Source organism: Chryseobacterium herbae (assembly GCF_025154075.1).
Classification (GTDB): Bacteria; Bacteroidota; Bacteroidia; order Flavobacteriales; family Weeksellaceae; genus Chryseobacterium; species Chryseobacterium herbae.
In genome coordinates, this window is record NZ_JAOAMU010000001.1 from 600,706 (window position 1) to 620,603 (window position 19,898).

Genomic DNA, 19,898 nt, shown 5'->3' on the forward strand with positions numbered 1-19,898 from the left:
AGAAATTAATCTTTCTGTCTTACCGTTCTTTGTTCAATTCTCTTTTCAAATTTCTCACCCTGGAAAATTCTCTGGATCATAATCCCGGGAATATGGATTTCGTTAGGATCTAATACACCCGGCTCTACCAATTCTTCCACTTCAGCAATAGTAATTTTTGCCGCACCCGCCATCGGATGGTTAAAATTCCTAGCAGAACCTTTAAAAATCAGGTTTCCAAGGTAGTCTCCTTTCCATGCTTTTACGATTGAGAAATCTGCTTTGTAAGCGTGTTCAAGGATATGAGGTTTTCCGTCAAAATCTTTTACTTCTTTCCCTTCTGCGATCTCTGTTCCGTAACCTGCAGGAGTGTAAAAAGCAGGAATTCCAGCCTGAGCTGCTCTGCATTTTTCTGCCAAAGTTCCCTGTGGTGTAAGCTCTACCTCTAGTTCTCCGGACAGCATCTGTCTTTCGAATTCAGCATTTTCGCCTACATATGAAGAGATCATTTTTTTTATCTGTCTTTTCTGAAGCAGCAATCCTAATCCAAAATCATCGACACCGGCGTTGTTTGAAATACAGGTTACGTCTTTCACATCGCTCTCTACCAAAGCATTTATTGAGTTTTCAGGGATACCGCACAGACCAAATCCGCCCAGCATTAAAGTCATTCCATCATTAATTCCTTCGATGGCTTCCTTTGCATTTTTTACTCTTTTATCTATCATGAAATATTAGATTTTCTGTCCGCTAAATTTAATCATTTTTCTCATATCTGCATTATTCAGAAATTTATTTGAATTCAGATCTAACTTTTGACGGATTCCGGCATCATAGTTTAAGTTAAATCCTTTAAACCATTTAAAAATTTAATTTATACCTCTATAATATGGAAAAGAATACTACCAGTAAATCCGGCGATCTATTTTATGTTATTTGCAGAATAAGCATCGGGCTGTTCTTTTTCATCACGGGTTTCAATAAACTTTTCCATCCGGTTTTTCAGGGTTACATGCTGAAAACCATTAGCAGTCTTGGTTTTTCTCATCCTCAGTTTATGGCTAATTTTGTAGCTTTTAATGAGGCGTTCTGGGGATTATTTTTACTGTTGGGGCTTTTAACGAGATTCAGTTCACTGTCTTTAATCGTCATCATGCTTGTGGCATTATTCACCAAAGACCTTCACTCTATTCCTTCTGAACTTGTTCCCGCAGATCCTGCCGTTGGAACCCGTTCTATGGACCCTTTCACATGGCTTACCTATTTCTTTTATCTGCCGCAGGTATTATTTATCATGCTGTTGGGCATGTTTTCTCTCAATGGATACAAAGCCTTTGGAATCGATCAATTGATCAGAAAGAAAAAGAAGGATTTCTTTTATTTGTAAAAACATTGAGCAGTAAAAGGCAAATCAATCCATTTTTCATAATATTCTTATAGTAAAATTTCTCAGGAAAAATTCCGTGATTTTACGGAGGTTTTATGCTTTCAATTCCCTTTATTTCTCGCTAAATTGACTTATATTTGACGTGATCAATCCAATGGTTATGACTATTTTTTATTGGTATGGATTGATCCTTCTATTCCACTTCAAATTATCACTACTGAATCATTTAAACTTTAATAAAAACATGAAAAAATTATTTACCTCCACGCTTCTTGCCCTGATTCTCAGCATCAGTGTAGGCGCACAGGAAAAAATCTATTTTGACGAAAACTGGGAGAAAACCACTCAGGATAAAATGGAATTCTACCGTGAAACTGAAAATAAAGGCAAGCTTACTTTAATTAAAGATTTTTATAAAAACGGTAAACCGCAGATGGAAGGTCTTGCTTCCAATACAACTCCTGGCAGCGAGGTCTATGAGGGAAAAGTGATCTGGTACAGCCCTGAAGGTAAAATAGTAAGCACAGCCACATTTTCTGGCGGAAAGCAGATAGGACCAGCCCAAATGTTTGATGAAAAAGGGAGACCTGTAGAAGATCTTGTGTATAAAGCAGACGGTACCTTTAAAGGAAAAATGTACACCTACAAAGACCCTGAACTCTCCTCTTTATACAACAGCATTACCATCTATGAGGATTCTGAGAATTTCAAAACGATAGCCTATGATGACGATATCAAAGGAATCCGATACGAAATCACTACAGACAACAAAGGAAAGTACGAAACTAAATATTACGGCGATAAAGGAAAACACATTGGCACAAGCAATGCCGGTAACTCCGACGACAATGTAGTAGTAGAATATTATTACGATCCGATGCGGGTATCCAAAATCGAAAAGCAGAAAAGTGACGGAACCATTAAAGAAAGCATCATCTATTCAAAGAGTGGAAAGATCCTTCAGGAAGATAAGAAAAACAAAAAAGACGGTTACAAAACAACCTATGATGAAACAGGGAAGAAAATAGGAAACCTGATCTACGTTTACGATAAGGAATCCAGTTATTATAAACCTCAGGACGGCGAAGATTATCAGTTCAGCTATGATCTGTCCGGCTTTACAGCGATCGATGTATATAAAGACGGATCTTTAATTCTGAATAAATATTTCGATGAAGATGGTAAATTATCTTCTGAAAAAGTACTAAAAGATGATATGGTACAGGAAATGAAATATTATCATCCGGACGGAAGGCTGAAAGGGACTATAACGTATAAGGATGACATGCCTTACAACGGTACCTTGTTTGAAGAACTTAACGAACAGCAATATAAGGACGGTATTTTAGTTCTTTCCAGGTCTTTCAGAGAGGATGAAAAGCTAAAATCCGAGAAAAAAATGAATGCCAAGCAGACCGGATATGATTCTACGGTTTATGATGATAAGGGAGCTATTATTTATACCTATAGCCAACCGTTGGAATCAACAGAGGGTTTCACCGCACAGATCGTACAGTATGCGAAAGGAAAACCCGGCAATAAAGCTGTTGTAAAAGACGGAGTTCTTCAGAGCGGAAAAATTAAGTATAAAACCGAATCGGGTTTAAAGGAAATGGAGCGTAGCGGAAAATGGATACTTTTAAAAGTTTATAATCCAGATGGAAAGCTTATTCAGGATTCAAAAATTCTTTCTGATACTGAACTTCAAGATCCTTACAATGCTTTGAGTTCGACTTTACAGGAGGATGATCTTCTGTATGAATTTTAAAAATAGTATTAAGTTTAATATAAAATCGGCTGTTGGTAATGGCCGATTTTTTTTGCGGAAAATTTAACCTTTTGTATCGTATTTTTTTGATGCAAAGAATGATTAATTATGCTAAAAATTTAAGGGTTGCAAAGAGGAATCAACTTCGTTGACTGGATGAAGCGAAATGTCTGAGTGCATGAAAAAATCTGCGAAATCTGTGGAATCTGCCGGATTTTTTTTAACGCAAAGAAATACAAAAAATTCATTTTTAATTTTTAATTTTTAATTTTTTAAAGTAAGATAAACAAAGGCGTTTCACTTATTTCCGAAATACAGGATTGTTACTCAAAATCAGAACTCTGAATGCTTGATATCTTTCCGGTGCTTTTTTGTTTTACTTTTTTAAATGAAATGCCATTGTTTATCTTTATTAAAATTGTTTCATTTCAAAAAAACTTTGTTTACCCTTGCGATTATTAAACTTTTAAAACGATATCAAAATATCAACACAAATACCGGAGAATTGAGAGATTTCCGGATATTTACTAAGCTGAAGTTGATCCCGTTAGTAATTTCTTTCATTCTGTTTCTGTTGAATAATGAGTTTTTATCATTTTCCATTAGATAAAAATACCAAAAACTAAACTAAAGTGTAAAGCATATGTAAAACTATTTATCTTTTTTTGCATTTAAAACTTAAACTGCTATGAATGAAGAATTTTGCTCAAACTGTAGACAAAATTTAAAACCGAAAAGAATAGACGGACATTACATCCTCCATGAAATCGAACACGTTTTACATTTTGACAGAGGTATTTTGTATACCATACGAGAGTTATTAATAAGACCCGGCGAAAACATCAGGAATTTTATCAGTGAAAACAGAAGCCGGCTTGTTAAACCAGTGATATTTATTATTGTTACATCATTAATTTACACCCTTATCAATCATTTTTTCCATATCGAAGAAAGCTATATAAAAATTGATGGTGCGGGAGATTCGAAGCTCAATGCCATTAATAATTGGGTTCAGGGTCATTATGGATATTCCAATATTATTATGGGTGCGTTTATCGCTTTTTGGCTAAAAATATTTTTCAGAAAATATGATTACAATTTTTTTGAAATACTGATCCTTCTGTGCTTTATTCTTGGAATGGAAATGCTGATTTTTTCTGTTTTTGCCATTGTTGAAGGAGTCACAAAATATTATCTGATGCAGATTGCTGCAGCGATCGTGTTTGTCTATTTTTCCTGGTCTGTAGGACAGTTTTTCGATAAAGGCAAGGTAGCCAGTTATTTTAAAGCCCTTGTTTCCTATGTATTGGGAATGATCACATTTGGTATTTCGATCATGATTTTAGGAGCTTTAATGAACTTAATTTCACATTAAAAAATAAAAGAGATGATCATTGTTATTTGTATTTTATTATTCCTCTTTGTATTAAATAGAAAAAGCAGGAAATAATTTTCCTGCTTTTTTCCAATATGTTGTTAGAATATTACTGTATTACCAGTTTTAAAGTAAATAATTTTCTTGTGTGTACTTTCACGAAGTATACGCCTTTCGGAAGATTTTCATTTACCAGAGAGAAACGTTGGTTGTTGATGTTTTTAGATTCATACAATAACTGTCCTGATGCCGATAACAGCTCAATTTTCTCAATTGGATAATCACTCTTGATGAAGGTAGGCTCACCCGGTTTCGTTGGATTCGGATAGATCACTACATTTTTCTCTGTGCTTTTCACTTCATCGGTTCCCAGTGTTCCGGAGGTTACCTGGAATTGTTTTCTGTTGGAAACTTCCGTATAAGAGTCATTCGTAAACATTACCATATAATAATTCCCCGGTGTTGTAGGAAGTGCTGTTCCCTGGATGGTTTTCGTTCCCTGAGTCACCCCATCGAAATACGTATATGAAACAAAATTATCATCCGGAGTCTGAACACTCTGAGGGTAAATTCCTAACCAGTCTTTGATAATCCCGGGAGAATCCGTCCAGGAAGCGGTAATATTTTCACCTAATGTATAGACCGGTTTGTTGATCCACAAATCTGTTACGATATCCCCTACTTTAAAGAATACCTTATCTCCTATTCCTGTATATCCGTCTTCAAGAAGATACTGGGCGTAATAATATCCTTTCGGAAGCCCTGTGAAATTCAATGTTCCAGCAGCCGTTGTTACATAGCTCCATTTGATGGCAGTATTGGTTCCCGGTGTCTGACCCATTTTATAAATCCCGATCCAGTCTTTCACCAAATTAGGTCCGTTACTATAATTAATGACAACCGTTCCTCCTACAGGATACGTATCTGCTGTAGCCTGTAGCACTACTTTCGGTCCTACATAGAAACTTTTTCTGCCTGTAATTTCAGTATATCCTCCATTAGCAAAGAAACCTGCAAAATACTGACCTTTATTAGCAAGACCATTCGTGAACACCGCTGTTCCCGCCGTTTGTCCGTTTGTGTAAATAAAGCCCTGAGAAGTTGTAGTCGCAGGAGTCTGTCCTTTTTTATAGATTCCAACCCAGTCCTGCTGATTTCCAGGCCCTCCGGTGTAAGTAGCCGTGATAGGCTCAGCTTGTGTATATTCAGTTTTGTCTAATGCAAAGGTAGGATTGGAAACCACACTTCCGGCAACCTCAAACTGTTTTACATCACTCCAGTCACTCCATTCCAGGTTTCTGTCTCTGTAACGAACCTTTACATAATAAGTACCGTTTGAGATAGAGTTCGCGGCAATGGTAGCTTTTGTAATATCAACTCCGGCATTTAAGTTTTTCGTTTTATCCGGTGTTCCGTTTCCGTCTTTTCCGAACCAGTTTTCATAATCACGGTAAAATTCTTTTTCAATGACTGAAAAATTCGCTGCCTTACTGATTTGGAACTGTGTCGTATTCAGAAGTTCTCCGTTGGATGATGCAAAAGCGCTTCCGTCAAGAGTCAAAGGTAACGTTACTGATGCAGAAAAAGTATTGGTAACAGATGGTTTTGAAGGTTTCGGCTGGTTTTTATACCTGTGGAAAGTATCTACCAGTTCATTTTGCTTCTTATTATATACACCACCGATTGAGTAGCATTCTATATCTACTTTCCCGGTCTGTACATCTACTTCCACGATCTGATAGGTCCAGTCGGTCAGTGTTTTCTGTACATCGTCAAAATCCTGCTCATTAGACATTCCCCAGTACTGGTCCCAGGCGGTACCTCCGGAAATGATCTGATAATTCGGAGTTTCTTTCAACTGACCTCTGTGGTATAAATGGTGGTGAGCTCCAACGTGCATTAAATATTTATTGGAAGTCGTCAGCAACGGCACTGCATTGTTTCTTACCCAAGTAGAAATATCTCCTACATACTGCTCAGCCTGATAAGGTCTGTGGCTCAAAGAGATGATCCAGTCTACTGTAGGATCAGCATTGGCTTCAGTCAGAATTTGAGAAAGCCAGGTCTGCTGTGCGGTTCCTGTATGTTCAGAACTTAAACTTACAAACAGAACGTTTCCAGCCTGTTGTGCATAATAATTTTCATTTCCTGATGCGATATTTTTATATTTAATTTCATCAATGTAGAAATGCGCGTAATAAGAATTCATCCCAAGCGTTCCATAGGTCTCATGGTTTCCTACTGTTGTCTGAATAGGAAGATATGGTGATAATTTGATGTTCTTTTTAAAATGGACATTTTCATAATGATCCAGTGTTCCCACGTCTACCTGGTCTCCTACCATAAAAGTAAGGGCGATATTATCTGAAGGATCTGTGCTGGCTCCAAATTTCTGTTTTAGTTTGTTAAAAGCATTCAGAGTCAATGTATCATACCTTGGTTCCGCTTTGATCTGGTTGTCCCCCATGATCAGGAAACGGATTTTTCCATCTGCCGTAGCAGCCTGTCCCGGAAGAGGAAGGGTTCTGAAATTATAAACCGCAGATTCTGCAGTTCCTGTCTTTATTTTATAATAGTATTTCGTGTTTGGCTGAAGACCGGCCACTTTTGCAGTGTGGTAATAATAGTTATTGTTATACCCTGTATCGGAAAAAATGTTTGTTGTTCCCGTAACCGTCACGTTCAGACTGGTTGGAGAGGTTCCGTAGATCATGGTTGTTTCGTTGTCAGAAGCTGTTTTCCAGTTGACAATCATCGAGTTTGGCGTCGGATTCTGCAGGTAGGGAAACAGGGCCTGCCCGAATGCCATCTGGACGGCAAAACAGAAAAAGAAGAAGTAATGTTTCATAATAGTTTACTTTTGTATAGATTTATTTCGATTTATAAATCAGGTCATTAAAAAAATAATGATCTGATTTTTTAATTTCGGGCAAAAGTAGACTTCCTATATAAACTATGCCTGCCGGGAACTTAAAGGAACTGTTAACTTTACGACAGATTTGGGGTGAAAAAATTATAGTTTTTAGTACATTAATTATTTGGTAGAATCAAAAAGTATTTTGTATCTTTGCGACCTGTTATTCAACCTCTGACGAAGAACGTGTAAGTTGCTTAGCTTTAACATTTTATTTTATTAATAATGGATTTATTAAAGTACGTACAAGACCAGTACATTACTAAAAAAGATTTCCCTGAATTCAAAGCAGGAGACACAATTACTGTGTATTACGAAATTAAAGAAGGACAAAAAACAAGAACTCAGTTCTTCAAAGGTACCGTTATCCAATTGAGAGGTACTGGCGCTACAAAAACTTTCACTATCAGAAAAATGAGTGGTGATGTAGGTGTAGAAAGAGTATTCCCTATCAACATGCCTGCACTTCAGAAAATTGAAGTTGACAGAAGAGGTAGCGTTAGAAGATCTAGAATTTATTACTTCAGAGACCTTAGAGGTAAAAAAGCTAGAATCAAGGATGCTGCTTACAAGAAAAAGTAATTCAGACAACAATACATACAAAAAGAGACTATCTATTCAGGTAGTCTCTTTTTATTTTGATATAATTGCGGGGCTTCGGGAACCTCAGCCTCCTTTTAGAGGGTACTTATGATTGGGCCAAATTCTGATAGGACTGCATCCAATCCTGGGCTGAATCGCCACGTTGCGGCTGGCTTTTCTCAGCAGTTTTTAACCTGGGATTTTCTTAAAGAAAGTATAGCTTAAAAAACCTTTAGATTGTATTTTAACTATTCTTGCTCTTTCAATAACCTTAATCTTAGCCTCGACCTTAGTCTTAATCTTAGTCTTTACCTCAACCTCATTTAATAAACTCGTACAGAGCACTAAAAAACTTAGGATACACTTCTATATGTGGAAGATGTCCGACATTTTCCAGCTCTATTAATTTTGAACCGGCAATTTCCAGCTGTGTCTTTTTTCCCAATTCCTGATACTGGCCCATTTTAGGCTGTAATTCTTTAGGTGCTCTATCTTTTCCTATTGCCGTCCTGTCTCTCGTTCCGATAATAAGCAATGTTGGCGTTTTGATATTTTTAAATTCATAACAGACAGGTTGATTGTAGATCATATCTGAAGTAAGCGCAGCATCCCAGGCTACCATTGGATAATCTTTGTGCAGCGTCCAGCCGGCAATAAGGTCCAGCCAAGGCTGATATTCATCTTTCCATTGATTATCATAATAGAATTTCATCTGATAATTTTTGTACGTTTCAGCTGTATTTTTCAGTTCCGACTGATACCCCTGATCTATGGTCTGGTAAGAAGCAAAAGTTTTATAATCTTCCAGTCCGATTGGATTTTCCAGAATCAGTTTCTGAACTTTTTCAGGATAAAGAAGGGTAAATCTCGTGGCTACCATTCCTCCCATGGAATGTCCTAGAACGATTACCTTCTCAATATGAAGTTTGTCCAAAACAGCTTTTGTATTCTCTGCCAGTTGTGAAAAAGAAAACTGATATCTATGCGGCTTAGAAGACTTTCCAAATCCGATCTGATCGGGAATAATTACCCTGAAACCTTTTTCTGAAAGGTCTTTCGCCGTCTTTTCCCAATAGGCTCCGTTGAAATTTTTTCCATGGAGAAGCATGATTGTTTTCCCGTTCGACTTTTGGGGCTGTACATCCATATAAGCCATTTTGAGATCATTATTCTGAGATTTGAGATCCAAATAGTGAACTTCATACGGATATTGATAATCAGACAACATGGCATCAAGTGGTTTTGTCTGTGAAAATAAGAAGGTAGGCACTGCAGCCAGCATGATTACAGCTACTGTCTTTCTGAAATAGGTCATGTAGTACTTTATTTTGGATATTAAAATTAATGAAACTCATCTAAAAATATTATTTTCCGGCATTTATTTTTTGGAGTTCCTCATAACTTTAATAGAATTTATATTTTATACCGTTCTTTTATAAAAACATTAACGCATATAATGTTTACGATGAAAAAGACAAACGTATATTTGAAAAAACTAATAAAATCCATCTTACTAGAATTATTCTTTTCTGCCAGATGATTTAACCATATCTTTTTATGCATGATAACAGCCCAATCTTACAAAATCAGCGGACACCCATAATTGATATTTTAAGAGGTTGGTCATTATTCAGTGTGGTCATTATGAATTATTCCACCATCTATACCTGGAATACCCATTCCGCTCAAACAGAAAGCGATCCATTAGCATCTTTTATTGAAAGTATCTCTGAGGTTATTTTAGGATCAAAAGGATGGACTTTACTGGCTGTATTATTTGGCTTCGGATTTTCAGTACTGCTAAAAAAGATTAGTGACAGCGGTCAGCCTGCCAGTTCTTTTTTTATCAAACGTATGTTGTGGCTGTTTGTCTTCGCCTTCATCAATACGCTTTTTTTCGGAGGTGATATTCTTAATGATTACGCTTTTATGGGCTTGATTTTGCTTATATTTTACCCCTTGAAGACCAGAAACCTTTTCATTTTTGGGATAACCATACTGCTGTTGACTCCTTTTCTACAGTCCTTTCTGGGAAGACATCATTTATTGTTTTCCCCTAAAAGTCGGGATCTGTTTTATCACTTCTATGATAAAAATACGTTTCTGGATCATGTAAAAGCCAATCTGGTGATGAGATACCAGTGGATGTTACGTCTCAGCTATTCAATTATCCTGCATCTGATACAGCTGGGTTGTTTTTTGATAGGTGCCGCTTTGCATCGGAGCCGTTTTTTCTATACTATAAATAATAATTCAAAGCTTTTAAAAAATCTATTCCGAATCAGTTTAAGCCTTTCAATAGTGCTTTTTTTTTCACAGCTTTTAATAGAAAAGTATGAGTGGACATTCAATACCTACTACAATCTATTTTATCCTGAAGTGCTCTCTATAATGACTTGTACAACTATCGGAATTATCTGGCTATACCAGACAGGAAAAGTCAAAAATATTTTTTCTGCTCTTCAGATAGCAGGTAAAATGACCCTTACCCATTACATTGTACAGAATATTATTTCATTTATTCTCTTCATCTGTTTAAAACCGGATTGGGCATTACACTGGTACATTCTGACAGCCATTCTGGTATTTATTCTGCAGATTTTCTTTAGCAGATGGTGGTTTAAAAGGTTTAATTATGGATTGCTTGAATGGCTTTGGCGGTCATTAAGCTATGGAAGAAGATTTCCTTTGAAAAAATAGAAAACCGTCTCAAAAGAAACGGTTTCCTATAAAATTTATTGATTATTATTTAAGCTACTTCAACTGCTTTTAATTCTTTTTTCGCGGGAAGATTCATCAGAACAATTGCAAAAAGGATCAGAATAATCCCTCCCCACTGTACCAATAAGACTTTTTCTCCTAATAAAACGAAAGCCATCGTCACTGAGACCGGAAGTTCGAGTGATGAAACAATACTTCCGAGGCCAAGTCCCGCATTCGGGAAACCTACATTGAATAAGATAGGCGGCACAATGGTTCCAAACAAAGCCAGAACAAATCCGTATGTCCAGAAAATGGAATAATTGAAAGAGTGAATATGCTCTGTATTGGCTGTAAAATTTAGGTATAATGATTTTAAACCATCAAAATACATCGGTCCGATTTGGGCAAAAAACAGGAATCCAAATATTACAATTGCGCCACCGGAAAGCATGATGATACTTTTTCTGAATACCGGAAGGTGGGTAGCCAGTGTATTGGATGTAAACATGGTCATGGTATATGATGCAGCAGCCATTAAGCCCCAAAAGACACCATGCCAGTCCAGCTCGATGTCCATATTAATCAGGTTTGTCGCTAAAATCGTTCCTACCAGTACGATAATCACGGAAACCACTTTTCTTGCATTAGGTAATTTCTTTGCGATGATACTTTCCACCACCACACTGAACCAAACGGACTGCATCAGCAACACAATCGCTATGGAAACATTGATATACTGAACTGCAATATAATAGAACAGACTCGTACAGCCTAAAGAGGTTCCGGCGATCATCAGCATTCTCACTTCTTTAGCACTCGGTGACGAAAGTTTCTGTTTGGATGTGATTGTCTGCATGAAATTCAGCAACAAAAGCCCAACCAACCCCATTACAAACTGAGCGGTAGTCACTTCAGAAGTGGTATAGCCGTCATGATAAGCCATTTTCACAAATGTGGCCAGCATTCCGTATATACTGGCACCGATCCCTACGAATAAAACTCCTTTGAGTATATTTTTCTTCTTCATAATTTTTTTTACAGCCTGCAAAGTTACAATATAATAATGAAAATACTGGGAGACGTCATTATGATAGATAAATAAAATCGCCGCAAGCAAGCTTGCGGCGACTCTCAAAAAATTGATTTATGTAGTAATTATTTCTTAACGATTACTTTAGATGAAGCTTCAAAACCAAGTCCTTTCACTTTTACCATATAGGTTCCGTTGATCAGGCCATTAGTAGAAACTGCTTTTCTGGCAACCGGTGAAATCTTATCTTCTGAAGAAACCAGTTTTCCAGACATATCATAGATCTCAAGGCTTACTTTTCCTATTGTACTGCTTGGGAAGTTGATATAGAACTCTTCTTTAGCAGGATTCGGATAGATAGAGATGGTATTTTTAGCTGCTTTTACTTCTTCTGTTGACAATGCAGAACATCCTTCAGGAAGAGCAAAGCTTTCCGTCTGGTCGTTGATGTTAGTCATAGACCCTGCTGCGGCAAGTGAACCCAAACCTCTTTTAGCAAAAACTCTCCAGATCATACATTTATCCACTCCTCCTGTTGTTGCCAATTCAGCCTGAAGGATCGCGTTTCTTCCATCGATAAACGTTGGATTACATACCTGCAGTTTCAATGCATCTGTTACTAACTGAAGTACTCTTGCACTTCCGCTGGTAGCATTAGCAGTTACGTCAGATGCATAGCCGTATTTCTCAACATATTTCCAGTTAAGATCCCAAAGCATGGTTGCCCAGATAAATCCGATAGAGTGAGAATTCGGGACAATAGCTGATCCATTGTTGAATTCCATCCCATTGGTTCTGCCGTACGTGTAGTTATTCACTGCAAAATCCGGTGAATATTTAGCCGGTCTGATTCCTAAGCCTGTAGTTGCCTGCCCGATAGGATACGTTCCCATTCCTCTGGCTACTGAAGCGTTATCTCCAGGTTTATTCGTAATCATTAATGCAAAGAAATCTGACCATCCTTCTCCCATCTGCTCTTTATCATCAGTTGAATTTAAACAGTTATACCCTGTCCCGGTCAGTCTGTTGGAGATTCCGTGACCATATTCATGGGCAACGATTCCGTTATCAAAACTTCCGTCGTATTTTGTATCTGCTCTTAAATCAACGTTGACAGGAATGCTTGCAGCTAATTTTGTTTTAATAAACTCTCCTTCAGCATTCGTTATTAATATTGTTGGTGTTGTTATGGTAATATCACTACCGGCCATATTGCCTAAAGTAGACCCATTTGCTGCGTTGTTATAGATAATTGTTCCTATGGCGCCTGCATTCTGTGCATTTTTTGTTTTTACACTAAAACCGCATGTTCCACCTCTTTCAACCAAACCAATTTTTCCGGCCAATTCTCCGGCAGGTAAAGCTGTACAGCCGTCAATAACACTGGCAAGTTTAACATCTCCGCTTACTGCTATATCATTCACAGGACGACCGAACTGAGCTACTCCTGCATTCACAATACGGTTTACTGCATCAGATGGTGCATTGTAGAACAATTTACGGTTTGAAACCAACCACAGATACATCTGCATAACGGGGTTGTAATTATCCGGGCCAGAGGCAAAATTGGCATTATTGAAGCCACCTCCGTCTTGTGACTGTGCAAAGACCTCATCATCATCCAGACCTCCGTTTCCAAAATTATTGCTCTGGAAGTTTCTGGCAGATTCAGTAAATCCGAATTTATAGAAAATATCATGTACCATATTACTTATATAGAATAAGTTTGTGGTGGCTGCTGATAAATTAGTATAAGTGAAAGCTGTTGAGCTATAAGGAAAATCGAAGTTTCTGGCTGCTCCTCCATCCGGAGACACACCGAAAGTCTGTTCGTTGTTATCTTTATCATCATAAGCGTACACATTATTTCCTCTTGTGGTTGTATAATGGGTAGTTACATTAGAATGCCATCCTTCCGGTGAGGAAGCAAGAATCCATGGATTGTTTACAACGGCTCTGGATCCGAATGTTGGTGATTCTACAGGTAAAGGAAAAACATTATAAGAAGCATTGTCCGGCGCCAAAGTAACCAGGTTGCCGGTATTGAAACGATAAGCATTTTCAACCTGCGGTAATGAAGCCATTGTATTTTCGTCATGAGCATACGCTTCATTATGGAAATTACATGAAAGGTTTAAATTAAGCTTGCTTAAAATTTTTCCTGTATTGGCATCAACAAGTATATTCCAGTGGTTTGTAGTTTTCGGCTCGTGTAAAATGTATTCGTACGCAAGTCTAAGATTCTGGCTCTCATCTGTTGTATATACCAGTCTCTGCTTTGCTGCAGTAAGTTTATTAGCTCCTTTTTCGAAAAAAGCCATAATCGGCAGCTCCGAAATATTCTCAGTCCCCAAATCGGCAGCTATTTTCTGTAGTGCATCTTCTTTTGTAATTCCTGCTGCTACAGACGTAGATACCTTATAATCTTTCAGAAAGTTATCAGAATAATAAACGACTTTATTATCTTTAACCAACACTGTTCCTGCAGAACCGTAAACAGGTATTCCGTTGTAGGTTTGCTGGAACTTTACAACATTTCCGTTCATTGACTTTGAAGCATCAATATTGTCAATGACGAAATTGGTAAGATCGTTCTTTTTATATTCTCTGATCTTGTTTTGAGAAATATAATCCTTAACTAGCTTCTCGTTATCTTGTGAAAATAAAGTAGAAGGAAATACTGCGAATGCAGCAAATAAAAGAGGTAGAGTTGTCTTTTTCATTTTTACTAATAAAGGCGCTAATTTACAAATAATTCACAATTAACATCATTTTTTAATAAATTATTTTAAAAAATAAAATGTTTTAAGAAAAAGAATCTCACCACAGGGATTTTTATTAATTCTACAATGAAGTGATAGCAGGCTATACAAAAAAAGCTGCCTCGAAAGACAGCTTAATTTTTTTATTTTTTGATTATTTTCTCTGAATAGATTTCGTTCTTATCACTTATAACATTAACAATATAAACTCCTTCTTTTCGGGAACTGATATCAATGTCTATTTCTTTTTCATTACGCAATACTTTATTGTACACTGCATTTCCACTCAAATCTCTGATTTCCAATCTTCCTGATTCAAGTTTGTTTTTCAGGATCACCTTAAACAATCCGTTAGTAGGATTTGGTGTCAGTTTGAAGATCTTTTCTCCTGCCAATGGCTTCGCAGCTCTCGGCACATGGCAATCCATGTTGATATCATAATCAAAATATGGATAGTTATTCCAGCTGTAAGCAATCTTATATGATCCATTTTGAAGATACACCATACTCAATCTGAACTTCTGCTCTCCTGTTGCTCCATTACTTACCGGATAATTAAAATCCGACGGCTGAAAATAATAATTGAAAAAATTACCGGCTCCAAAGGAAGGATTAAATATTATTGGAAATACAGTTCCATCCTGTACACTTACGAGCTCCAGTTTAAAATTCACCAAAGTAGCTCCGGCAGGAAGGTTGTAATACCCACCAATACCAGATGTACTCTCTATACATTCTCCCGGTTCATATCTGAAATTCACAGTCGCTAAGTTACCCGGGTCACAAATATTGGTAGCCAACTCCTTCCAGTAATCTACTTCCGTCTGTCCTATAGAAAAGCCATTGGGTCTGTTATAATACAGTCTTGGCAAAACACCATTATCAGGATCTGCAATATTGGTTTCCAATGGTCCATTATATAAGCCGCCTGCACTGGAAATAGATGCTGCAGCCTGTAATGCCTGAGTATTTGTATTGGCATGAATCATTGTAAACTGTGCCTGATGGCCAATTTTAAACTTCACCACATTCTCAAATGCCAAAGGGCTATTTAAGCCTGTATTATTATAATTGACAAGATATGAATCGTGAGGGGTTCCTGAGTTCCTTTCTGCATCTGTAAACACGACAATCTTTAGAGGCTGCCCAAGATTTAAAGTATTCTGACTGCTTACAATATCCGGGGTAAAAGCTCCGTTGAAAGCAGTTCCAATCAGATCCAAGGATTCATTAAAATAATCCCCAAAATCCAGACGTCTTTTAAAGTTTTGTGCGGTGAAACTATCATTGGTAAAATCACTTTCAATATAAATTAAGGCTTTATTTACTCCGGCCGGATTTCCGTATATTCCTGCTCCGTATTGTACAACAGCCACTCTGTTTCTGGGATTGCAGGCTAAAAGTTGCTCTATTAGTTTAACTGCGCCGCGTTTCATGTGAGCATAGCTATCATTAGTCGTAGATCCTCCATTATCGAGCATGATAACATAATCTGAGGATTGCTGGGCATTAAGATTACTCAATGACATTATACATGCCACGATGAAAAATAAGAATGTTTTTTTCATGGTTAAAATTTATTCATTAGTTAGGCTAAAAATAGTATAATTTTCATTAACCAGTGAAATAATTAACATAAATCCTATTTATTCATGAGAAATTCTAAATGGCAGGCCACAAAAAAAGCCGCTCTTACGAGCGGCTTCATATATTCAAATGGGTTAAAGATTATTTACCTTCTTCCATTTTTCTTTTCAATTCTGCTAATGCATCGATATCTCCAAGAGTTGATCTTTCTTCGTTGTTTGAAGAAGAAGATACGTTTCTAGAAGAAGAGTCTTTCATATTTTTCTTCTCTTCGTCTCTGAAGATTCCAGTATGAGAAACTACTACTCTTTTGAACTCTTTGTTGAATTCGATTACTTTGAACTGAGCATCTTCACCTTTCTTGATTTTAGATCCATCTTCTTTCTCTAATAATCTTGATGGGCAGAAAGCTTCTACTTCTACGTCTTCGAACTGTACAGAAGCTCCTTTATCGTGAACTTCTACAGCTTTACCAGCGTGGATAGTACCTTCAGCATATTTCGTTTCGAATTTATCCCAAGGGTTTTCAGTTAACTGCTTGTGACCTAGAGATAATCTTCTAGCTTGGATATCCAATTCTAGAACGATAACGTCTAATTTATCACCTACTGCACAGAACTCAGATGGGTGCTTGATTTTCTTAGTCCAAGAAAGATCAGAGATGTAGATTAATCCGTCGATACCTTCTTCTAACTCTACGAATACACCAAAGTTAGTGAAGTTTCTTACAGTTCCTACATGCTTAGATCCTACCGGATACTTAGTTTCGATATTTTCCCATGGATCTTTAGACAATTGCTTGATACCAAGAGAGATTTTTCTGTCTTCTCTATCTAAAGTTAATACTTCAGCTTCAACTTCATCACCTACTTTCACGAAATCTCCTGCAGATCTTAAGTGAGTAGACCAAGACATTTCAGAAACGTGGATTAATCCTTCTACACCTGGAGCGATTTCTACGAATGCACCATAGTCAGCAAGAACTACTACTTTTCCTTTTACTTTATCTCCAACTTTCATGTCAGCAGAAAGAGCATCCCAAGGATGAGCTTCTAATTGCTTCATACCTAACTGGATTCTTGTTTTCTCATCATCGAAATCAAGGATAACAACTTTCACAGTCTGTCCGTCCTCAAGAATTTCAGATGGGTGGTTCACTCTAGACCAAGAAAGGTCTGTAATGTGGATCAATCCATCTACACCTCCTAAGTCAATGAATACACCGTAAGAAGTAATATTCTTAACAGTACCTTCAAGAACCTGACCTTTTTCAAGCTGAGCGATGATTTCTTTTTTCTGACCTTCGATATCTGCTTCGATCAATGCTTTGTGAGATACAACTACGTTTTTGAACTCAGGGTTGATTTTCACAACTTTGAACTCCATAGTTTTACCTACGAACTGATCGTAATCTTTGATTGGCTTAACATCAATCTGAGAACCTGGTAAGAATGCTTCGATTCCGTGTACATCAACGATCATACCTCCTTTAGTTCTAGACTTAACAAAACCGTTAACGATTTCTCCAGTTTCGTGAAGTTCGTTTACTCTATCCCAAGCTTTAAGCGTTCTGGCTTTTCTGTGAGATAACTGTAACTGTCCAGTTTTGTCTTCTCTTCTGTCTACCATTACTTCCACATCATCACCTACTTTTAGGCCTGGGTTGTAACGGAATTCGTTAAGAGAAATAACACCTTCAGATTTGAAATCGATATCAACGATAGCTTCTTTATCCGTTAATCTTACAACTTTACCAGTGATAACATCGTTATCGTTCAAGCTGCTAAGAGATCCGTTATAGATTTCTTCTAAATCGCTTTTTTCTTTTCTCGCATCTGCATCAAGACCTGATTCGAATGAATCCCAATCAAATTGTTCTGGTGCTACGTTTTGGTTTAATAAAACCTCTGCTGAATTTGTCTCTTTTGACATTTTCTAATAAAATTTGTATTCCTTCTTTTTTAGTGGTCTGAATAAATGTGGATCTAAAAAATACGGAAGTAATTAATTTTTAATATTTTACCTTTTCAAACCTTTCACACAAAAGTGGGTGCAAAGATATGAATTTTATTTTATATTAACAATGGATTTTATATGCGATTCGGGATTCAAGTATGAGTGTTGTAGTGTTGTAGTGTTGTAGTGTTGTAGTGTTGAAGTGTTGAAGTGTTGAAAATACAAATCTCCTTTTTAATCTCTCTCAATCTTTACTTCTTTCTAAAGTTAAAGTCTGAAATCTGATGTCCGATGTCTGGCATCTTGGCTCCTTATCCCAAACTCAGATAAATATATTTCCAAAAAAGACTTTAACAAAATCATTTTTTTGTAATCAAAACACCAACATTCCTAAAAACTAACCAATGTATAGATATTTCCTTTTCATTTTTATCAGCCTGATTTCGTCCGGTATGACCACGATAAAAGCCTGTACTATATTTTCATGTTCAAGAGGTGGAGAAACATTCGCTGCGGCTAATGAAGATGATATGACTCCTTTTACAAGAATCTGGTATAATCCTGCCACAAAAGACCGCTTTGGATCCATCAGCTTCGGAGCTCCGGATATGCAGACCGCCGCTGCCATGAACGAATACGGTCTGTTCTATGATTTTGCAGCAGCCAATTACGATCTGAGTAAACTGAACCTTAAAAATCCTTACCAGGGAGATCTGATGTGGGAAATATTAGGAAAATGCAAAACCGTAAAAGAAGCCATGGTCTTTTTAAAGAAATATGACTATGCCATCTCTGCCAAAGTTCTGCTAGCTGATAAAGAAGGAAATTCTATCGTGATCACACCCGGAAAAATCATAGAAAAGACCGGCGACTTTCAGGTGAATTCCAACTGCAATATGATCAATGGAAAACTGTCTTGCAGAAGACCGGACATCGCCAACGAAATGCTTGCCGCTTCTAAGGAAAATAATATCGGGTTTTTGAAAACCATTTTAGATAAGACCCATCAGGAAGGCGAACTGAACACTTTATATTCTACCATCTGCGATCTCAAAAAAGGGATTATCTACGTCTATCTTTTTCACGACTACAATACCGTCTATAAAATTGATTTAAAATCAGAACTCAAAAAAGGCTACCGTATAGAAAACCTGGCAGATCATTTTCCTGCTTCATTTGCTTATGAAAACTTCTACAAAAACCATTCTTTATATCTTAAAGAATCCATTTTCAAAGAAATACAAGATAAAGGCGCAGACATCACCATCGACCGTTATATCGCAGAAAGCGAAAAATCAGATCCCAAAAATAAAAATCTGGACCCAGCTCTTCTCGAAGTGGCTTTACAACTGATTAAATACTCATGGAACGAGCACAATAACGGCGCTATGTGGGATTATTGGTTCAGCAAACCTAACGGATATGACATCAAACCCTATAAAGACACCCGTCTGAATTCTGCTGAAAAACTTTTAAAATACCTCTCCACCAAAGAAGAAAAAGATCTCAAGCTCCGCAATTTTATGTACGAAATGTCAGGCTTCATCAATTTCACCCAGGGAAACGCCAGTATCGCCAAGGAATTTTACGAAAAGGCCATTTCCAAACCGGAGGAAGCTTATCCTGTTACTTTATTGAGGGGGAAAGAGATGTTGAGCAGGTTGGCGAGATAGATGCAAGAGCCAAGATGGAGCCATTAGATTTCAGACATCAGATTTCAGATTTCAGACTAAGGTTGAGGTAAAGGTTTAGACTGAGATTAAGAATATTATTGACTCCACATGTAACCCAAACCCTTCAACTCTAAAACCCGAATCCCGCACCCCGTAACTCTAAAACTTCCCCACTCCAAACT

Annotated in this window: 13 protein-coding genes; 6 read left to right on the forward strand and 7 right to left on the reverse strand. The window is 37.2% G+C overall.

What is annotated here, in order from left to right; genetic code table 11:
• Window positions 1–5: 5 nt before the first annotated feature.
• Window positions 6–707, reverse strand: coding sequence for a CoA transferase subunit A (locus tag N0B48_RS02570; protein ID WP_259836548.1), 702 nt, complete (start codon window positions 705–707; stop codon window positions 6–8).
• Window positions 708–868: 161 nt separating this feature from the next.
• Here N0B48_RS02570 and N0B48_RS02575 point away from each other — a divergent pair, with 161 nt between their 5' ends.
• The 3 genes from N0B48_RS02575 to N0B48_RS02585 all read left to right on the forward strand — a co-directional run bounded on the left by N0B48_RS02575 (window position 869) and on the right by N0B48_RS02585 (window position 4,509).
• Window positions 869–1,366, forward strand: a complete 498-nt coding sequence (locus N0B48_RS02575) for a DoxX family protein (protein ID WP_259836550.1) — start codon at window positions 869–871, stop codon at window positions 1,364–1,366.
• A 244-nt stretch (window positions 1,367–1,610) separates the two neighbouring features.
• Window positions 1,611–3,134: a toxin-antitoxin system YwqK family antitoxin gene (locus N0B48_RS02580; protein ID WP_259836551.1), complete on the forward strand. Its 1,524-nt coding sequence runs from the start codon at window positions 1,611–1,613 to the stop codon at window positions 3,132–3,134.
• A 688-nt stretch (window positions 3,135–3,822) separates the two neighbouring features.
• Window positions 3,823–4,509 carry a DUF3667 domain-containing protein gene (locus N0B48_RS02585; RefSeq protein ID WP_259836552.1) on the forward strand — a complete coding sequence of 229 codons (687 nt, stop codon included), beginning with the start codon at window positions 3,823–3,825 and terminating at the stop codon, window positions 4,507–4,509.
• Window positions 4,510–4,618: 109 nt separating this feature from the next.
• On the opposite strand, the gene N0B48_RS02590 is transcribed toward N0B48_RS02585, so the two are convergent.
• Window positions 4,619–7,357 (reverse strand): fibronectin type III domain-containing protein, encoded by a 2,739-nt coding sequence (locus tag N0B48_RS02590; protein ID WP_259836554.1) that lies wholly within the window; start codon window positions 7,355–7,357, stop codon window positions 4,619–4,621.
• 291 nt (window positions 7,358–7,648) lie between these two features.
• Here N0B48_RS02590 and rplS point away from each other — a divergent pair, with 291 nt between their 5' ends.
• On the forward strand, window positions 7,649–8,005 hold the full coding sequence (rplS, locus tag N0B48_RS02595) for a 50S ribosomal protein L19 (RefSeq protein WP_223607391.1): 357 nt from the start codon (window positions 7,649–7,651) through the stop codon (window positions 8,003–8,005).
• Window positions 8,006–8,324: 319 nt separating this feature from the next.
• Here the strand turns inward: rplS and N0B48_RS02600 are convergent, their stop codons facing one another.
• The gene (locus N0B48_RS02600) at window positions 8,325–9,320 is read right to left on the reverse strand and encodes an alpha/beta fold hydrolase (protein ID WP_259836557.1); all 996 of its coding nucleotides are present in this window, start codon (window positions 9,318–9,320) and stop codon (window positions 8,325–8,327) included.
• Between the two features lie 329 nt (window positions 9,321–9,649).
• Between N0B48_RS02600 and N0B48_RS02605 the strand changes: the two genes are divergently transcribed.
• Window positions 9,650–10,705 carry a DUF418 domain-containing protein gene (locus N0B48_RS02605; RefSeq protein WP_259836559.1) on the forward strand — a complete coding sequence of 352 codons (1,056 nt, stop codon included), beginning with the start codon at window positions 9,650–9,652 and terminating at the stop codon, window positions 10,703–10,705.
• Between the two features lie 49 nt (window positions 10,706–10,754).
• Here the strand turns inward: N0B48_RS02605 and N0B48_RS02610 are convergent, their stop codons facing one another.
• The 4 genes from N0B48_RS02610 to rpsA all read right to left on the reverse strand — a co-directional run bounded on the left by N0B48_RS02610 (window position 10,755) and on the right by rpsA (window position 18,019).
• Window positions 10,755–11,735 (reverse strand): EamA family transporter, encoded by a 981-nt coding sequence (locus tag N0B48_RS02610; protein ID WP_259836560.1) that lies wholly within the window; start codon window positions 11,733–11,735, stop codon window positions 10,755–10,757.
• A 128-nt stretch (window positions 11,736–11,863) separates the two neighbouring features.
• Window positions 11,864–14,461 (reverse strand): T9SS-dependent M36 family metallopeptidase, encoded by a 2,598-nt coding sequence (locus tag N0B48_RS02615; RefSeq protein WP_259836562.1) that lies wholly within the window; start codon window positions 14,459–14,461, stop codon window positions 11,864–11,866.
• Between the two features lie 182 nt (window positions 14,462–14,643).
• On the reverse strand, window positions 14,644–16,068 hold the full coding sequence (locus tag N0B48_RS02620) for a T9SS type A sorting domain-containing protein (protein ID WP_259836564.1): 1,425 nt from the start codon (window positions 16,066–16,068) through the stop codon (window positions 14,644–14,646).
• A 160-nt stretch (window positions 16,069–16,228) separates the two neighbouring features.
• Window positions 16,229–18,019: a 30S ribosomal protein S1 gene (gene rpsA, locus N0B48_RS02625; protein WP_259836565.1), complete on the reverse strand. Its 1,791-nt coding sequence runs from the start codon at window positions 18,017–18,019 to the stop codon at window positions 16,229–16,231.
• Window positions 18,020–18,447: 428 nt separating this feature from the next.
• Here rpsA and N0B48_RS02630 point away from each other — a divergent pair, with 428 nt between their 5' ends.
• Window positions 18,448–19,716: a C45 family peptidase gene (locus tag N0B48_RS02630; protein WP_259836566.1), complete on the forward strand. Its 1,269-nt coding sequence runs from the start codon at window positions 18,448–18,450 to the stop codon at window positions 19,714–19,716.
• The last annotated feature ends 182 nt before the right edge of the window (window positions 19,717–19,898 follow it).

Excerpts from the sequence above, each read along its gene's own strand:
- N0B48_RS02570 (WP_259836548.1), bottom strand. The coding sequence starts at position 707 with ATGATAGATAAAAGAGTAAAAAATGCAAAGGAAGCCATCGAAGGAATT.
- N0B48_RS02575 (WP_259836550.1), top strand. The coding sequence starts at position 869 with ATGGAAAAGAATACTACCAGTAAATCCGGCGATCTATTTTATGTTATT.
- N0B48_RS02580 (WP_259836551.1), top strand. The coding sequence starts at position 1,611 with ATGAAAAAATTATTTACCTCCACGCTTCTTGCCCTGATTCTCAGCATC.
- N0B48_RS02585 (WP_259836552.1), top strand. The coding sequence starts at position 3,823 with ATGAATGAAGAATTTTGCTCAAACTGTAGACAAAATTTAAAACCGAAA.
- N0B48_RS02590 (WP_259836554.1), bottom strand. The coding sequence starts at position 7,357 with ATGAAACATTACTTCTTCTTTTTCTGTTTTGCCGTCCAGATGGCATTC.
- rplS (WP_223607391.1), top strand. The coding sequence starts at position 7,649 with ATGGATTTATTAAAGTACGTACAAGACCAGTACATTACTAAAAAAGAT.
- N0B48_RS02600 (WP_259836557.1), bottom strand. The coding sequence starts at position 9,320 with ATGACCTATTTCAGAAAGACAGTAGCTGTAATCATGCTGGCTGCAGTG.
- N0B48_RS02605 (WP_259836559.1), top strand. The coding sequence starts at position 9,650 with ATGAATTATTCCACCATCTATACCTGGAATACCCATTCCGCTCAAACA.
- N0B48_RS02610 (WP_259836560.1), bottom strand. The coding sequence starts at position 11,735 with ATGAAGAAGAAAAATATACTCAAAGGAGTTTTATTCGTAGGGATCGGT.
- N0B48_RS02615 (WP_259836562.1), bottom strand. The coding sequence starts at position 14,461 with ATGAAAAAGACAACTCTACCTCTTTTATTTGCTGCATTCGCAGTATTT.
- N0B48_RS02620 (WP_259836564.1), bottom strand. The coding sequence starts at position 16,068 with ATGAAAAAAACATTCTTATTTTTCATCGTGGCATGTATAATGTCATTG.
- rpsA (WP_259836565.1), bottom strand. The coding sequence starts at position 18,019 with ATGTCAAAAGAGACAAATTCAGCAGAGGTTTTATTAAACCAAAACGTA.
- N0B48_RS02630 (WP_259836566.1), top strand. The coding sequence starts at position 18,448 with ATGTATAGATATTTCCTTTTCATTTTTATCAGCCTGATTTCGTCCGGT.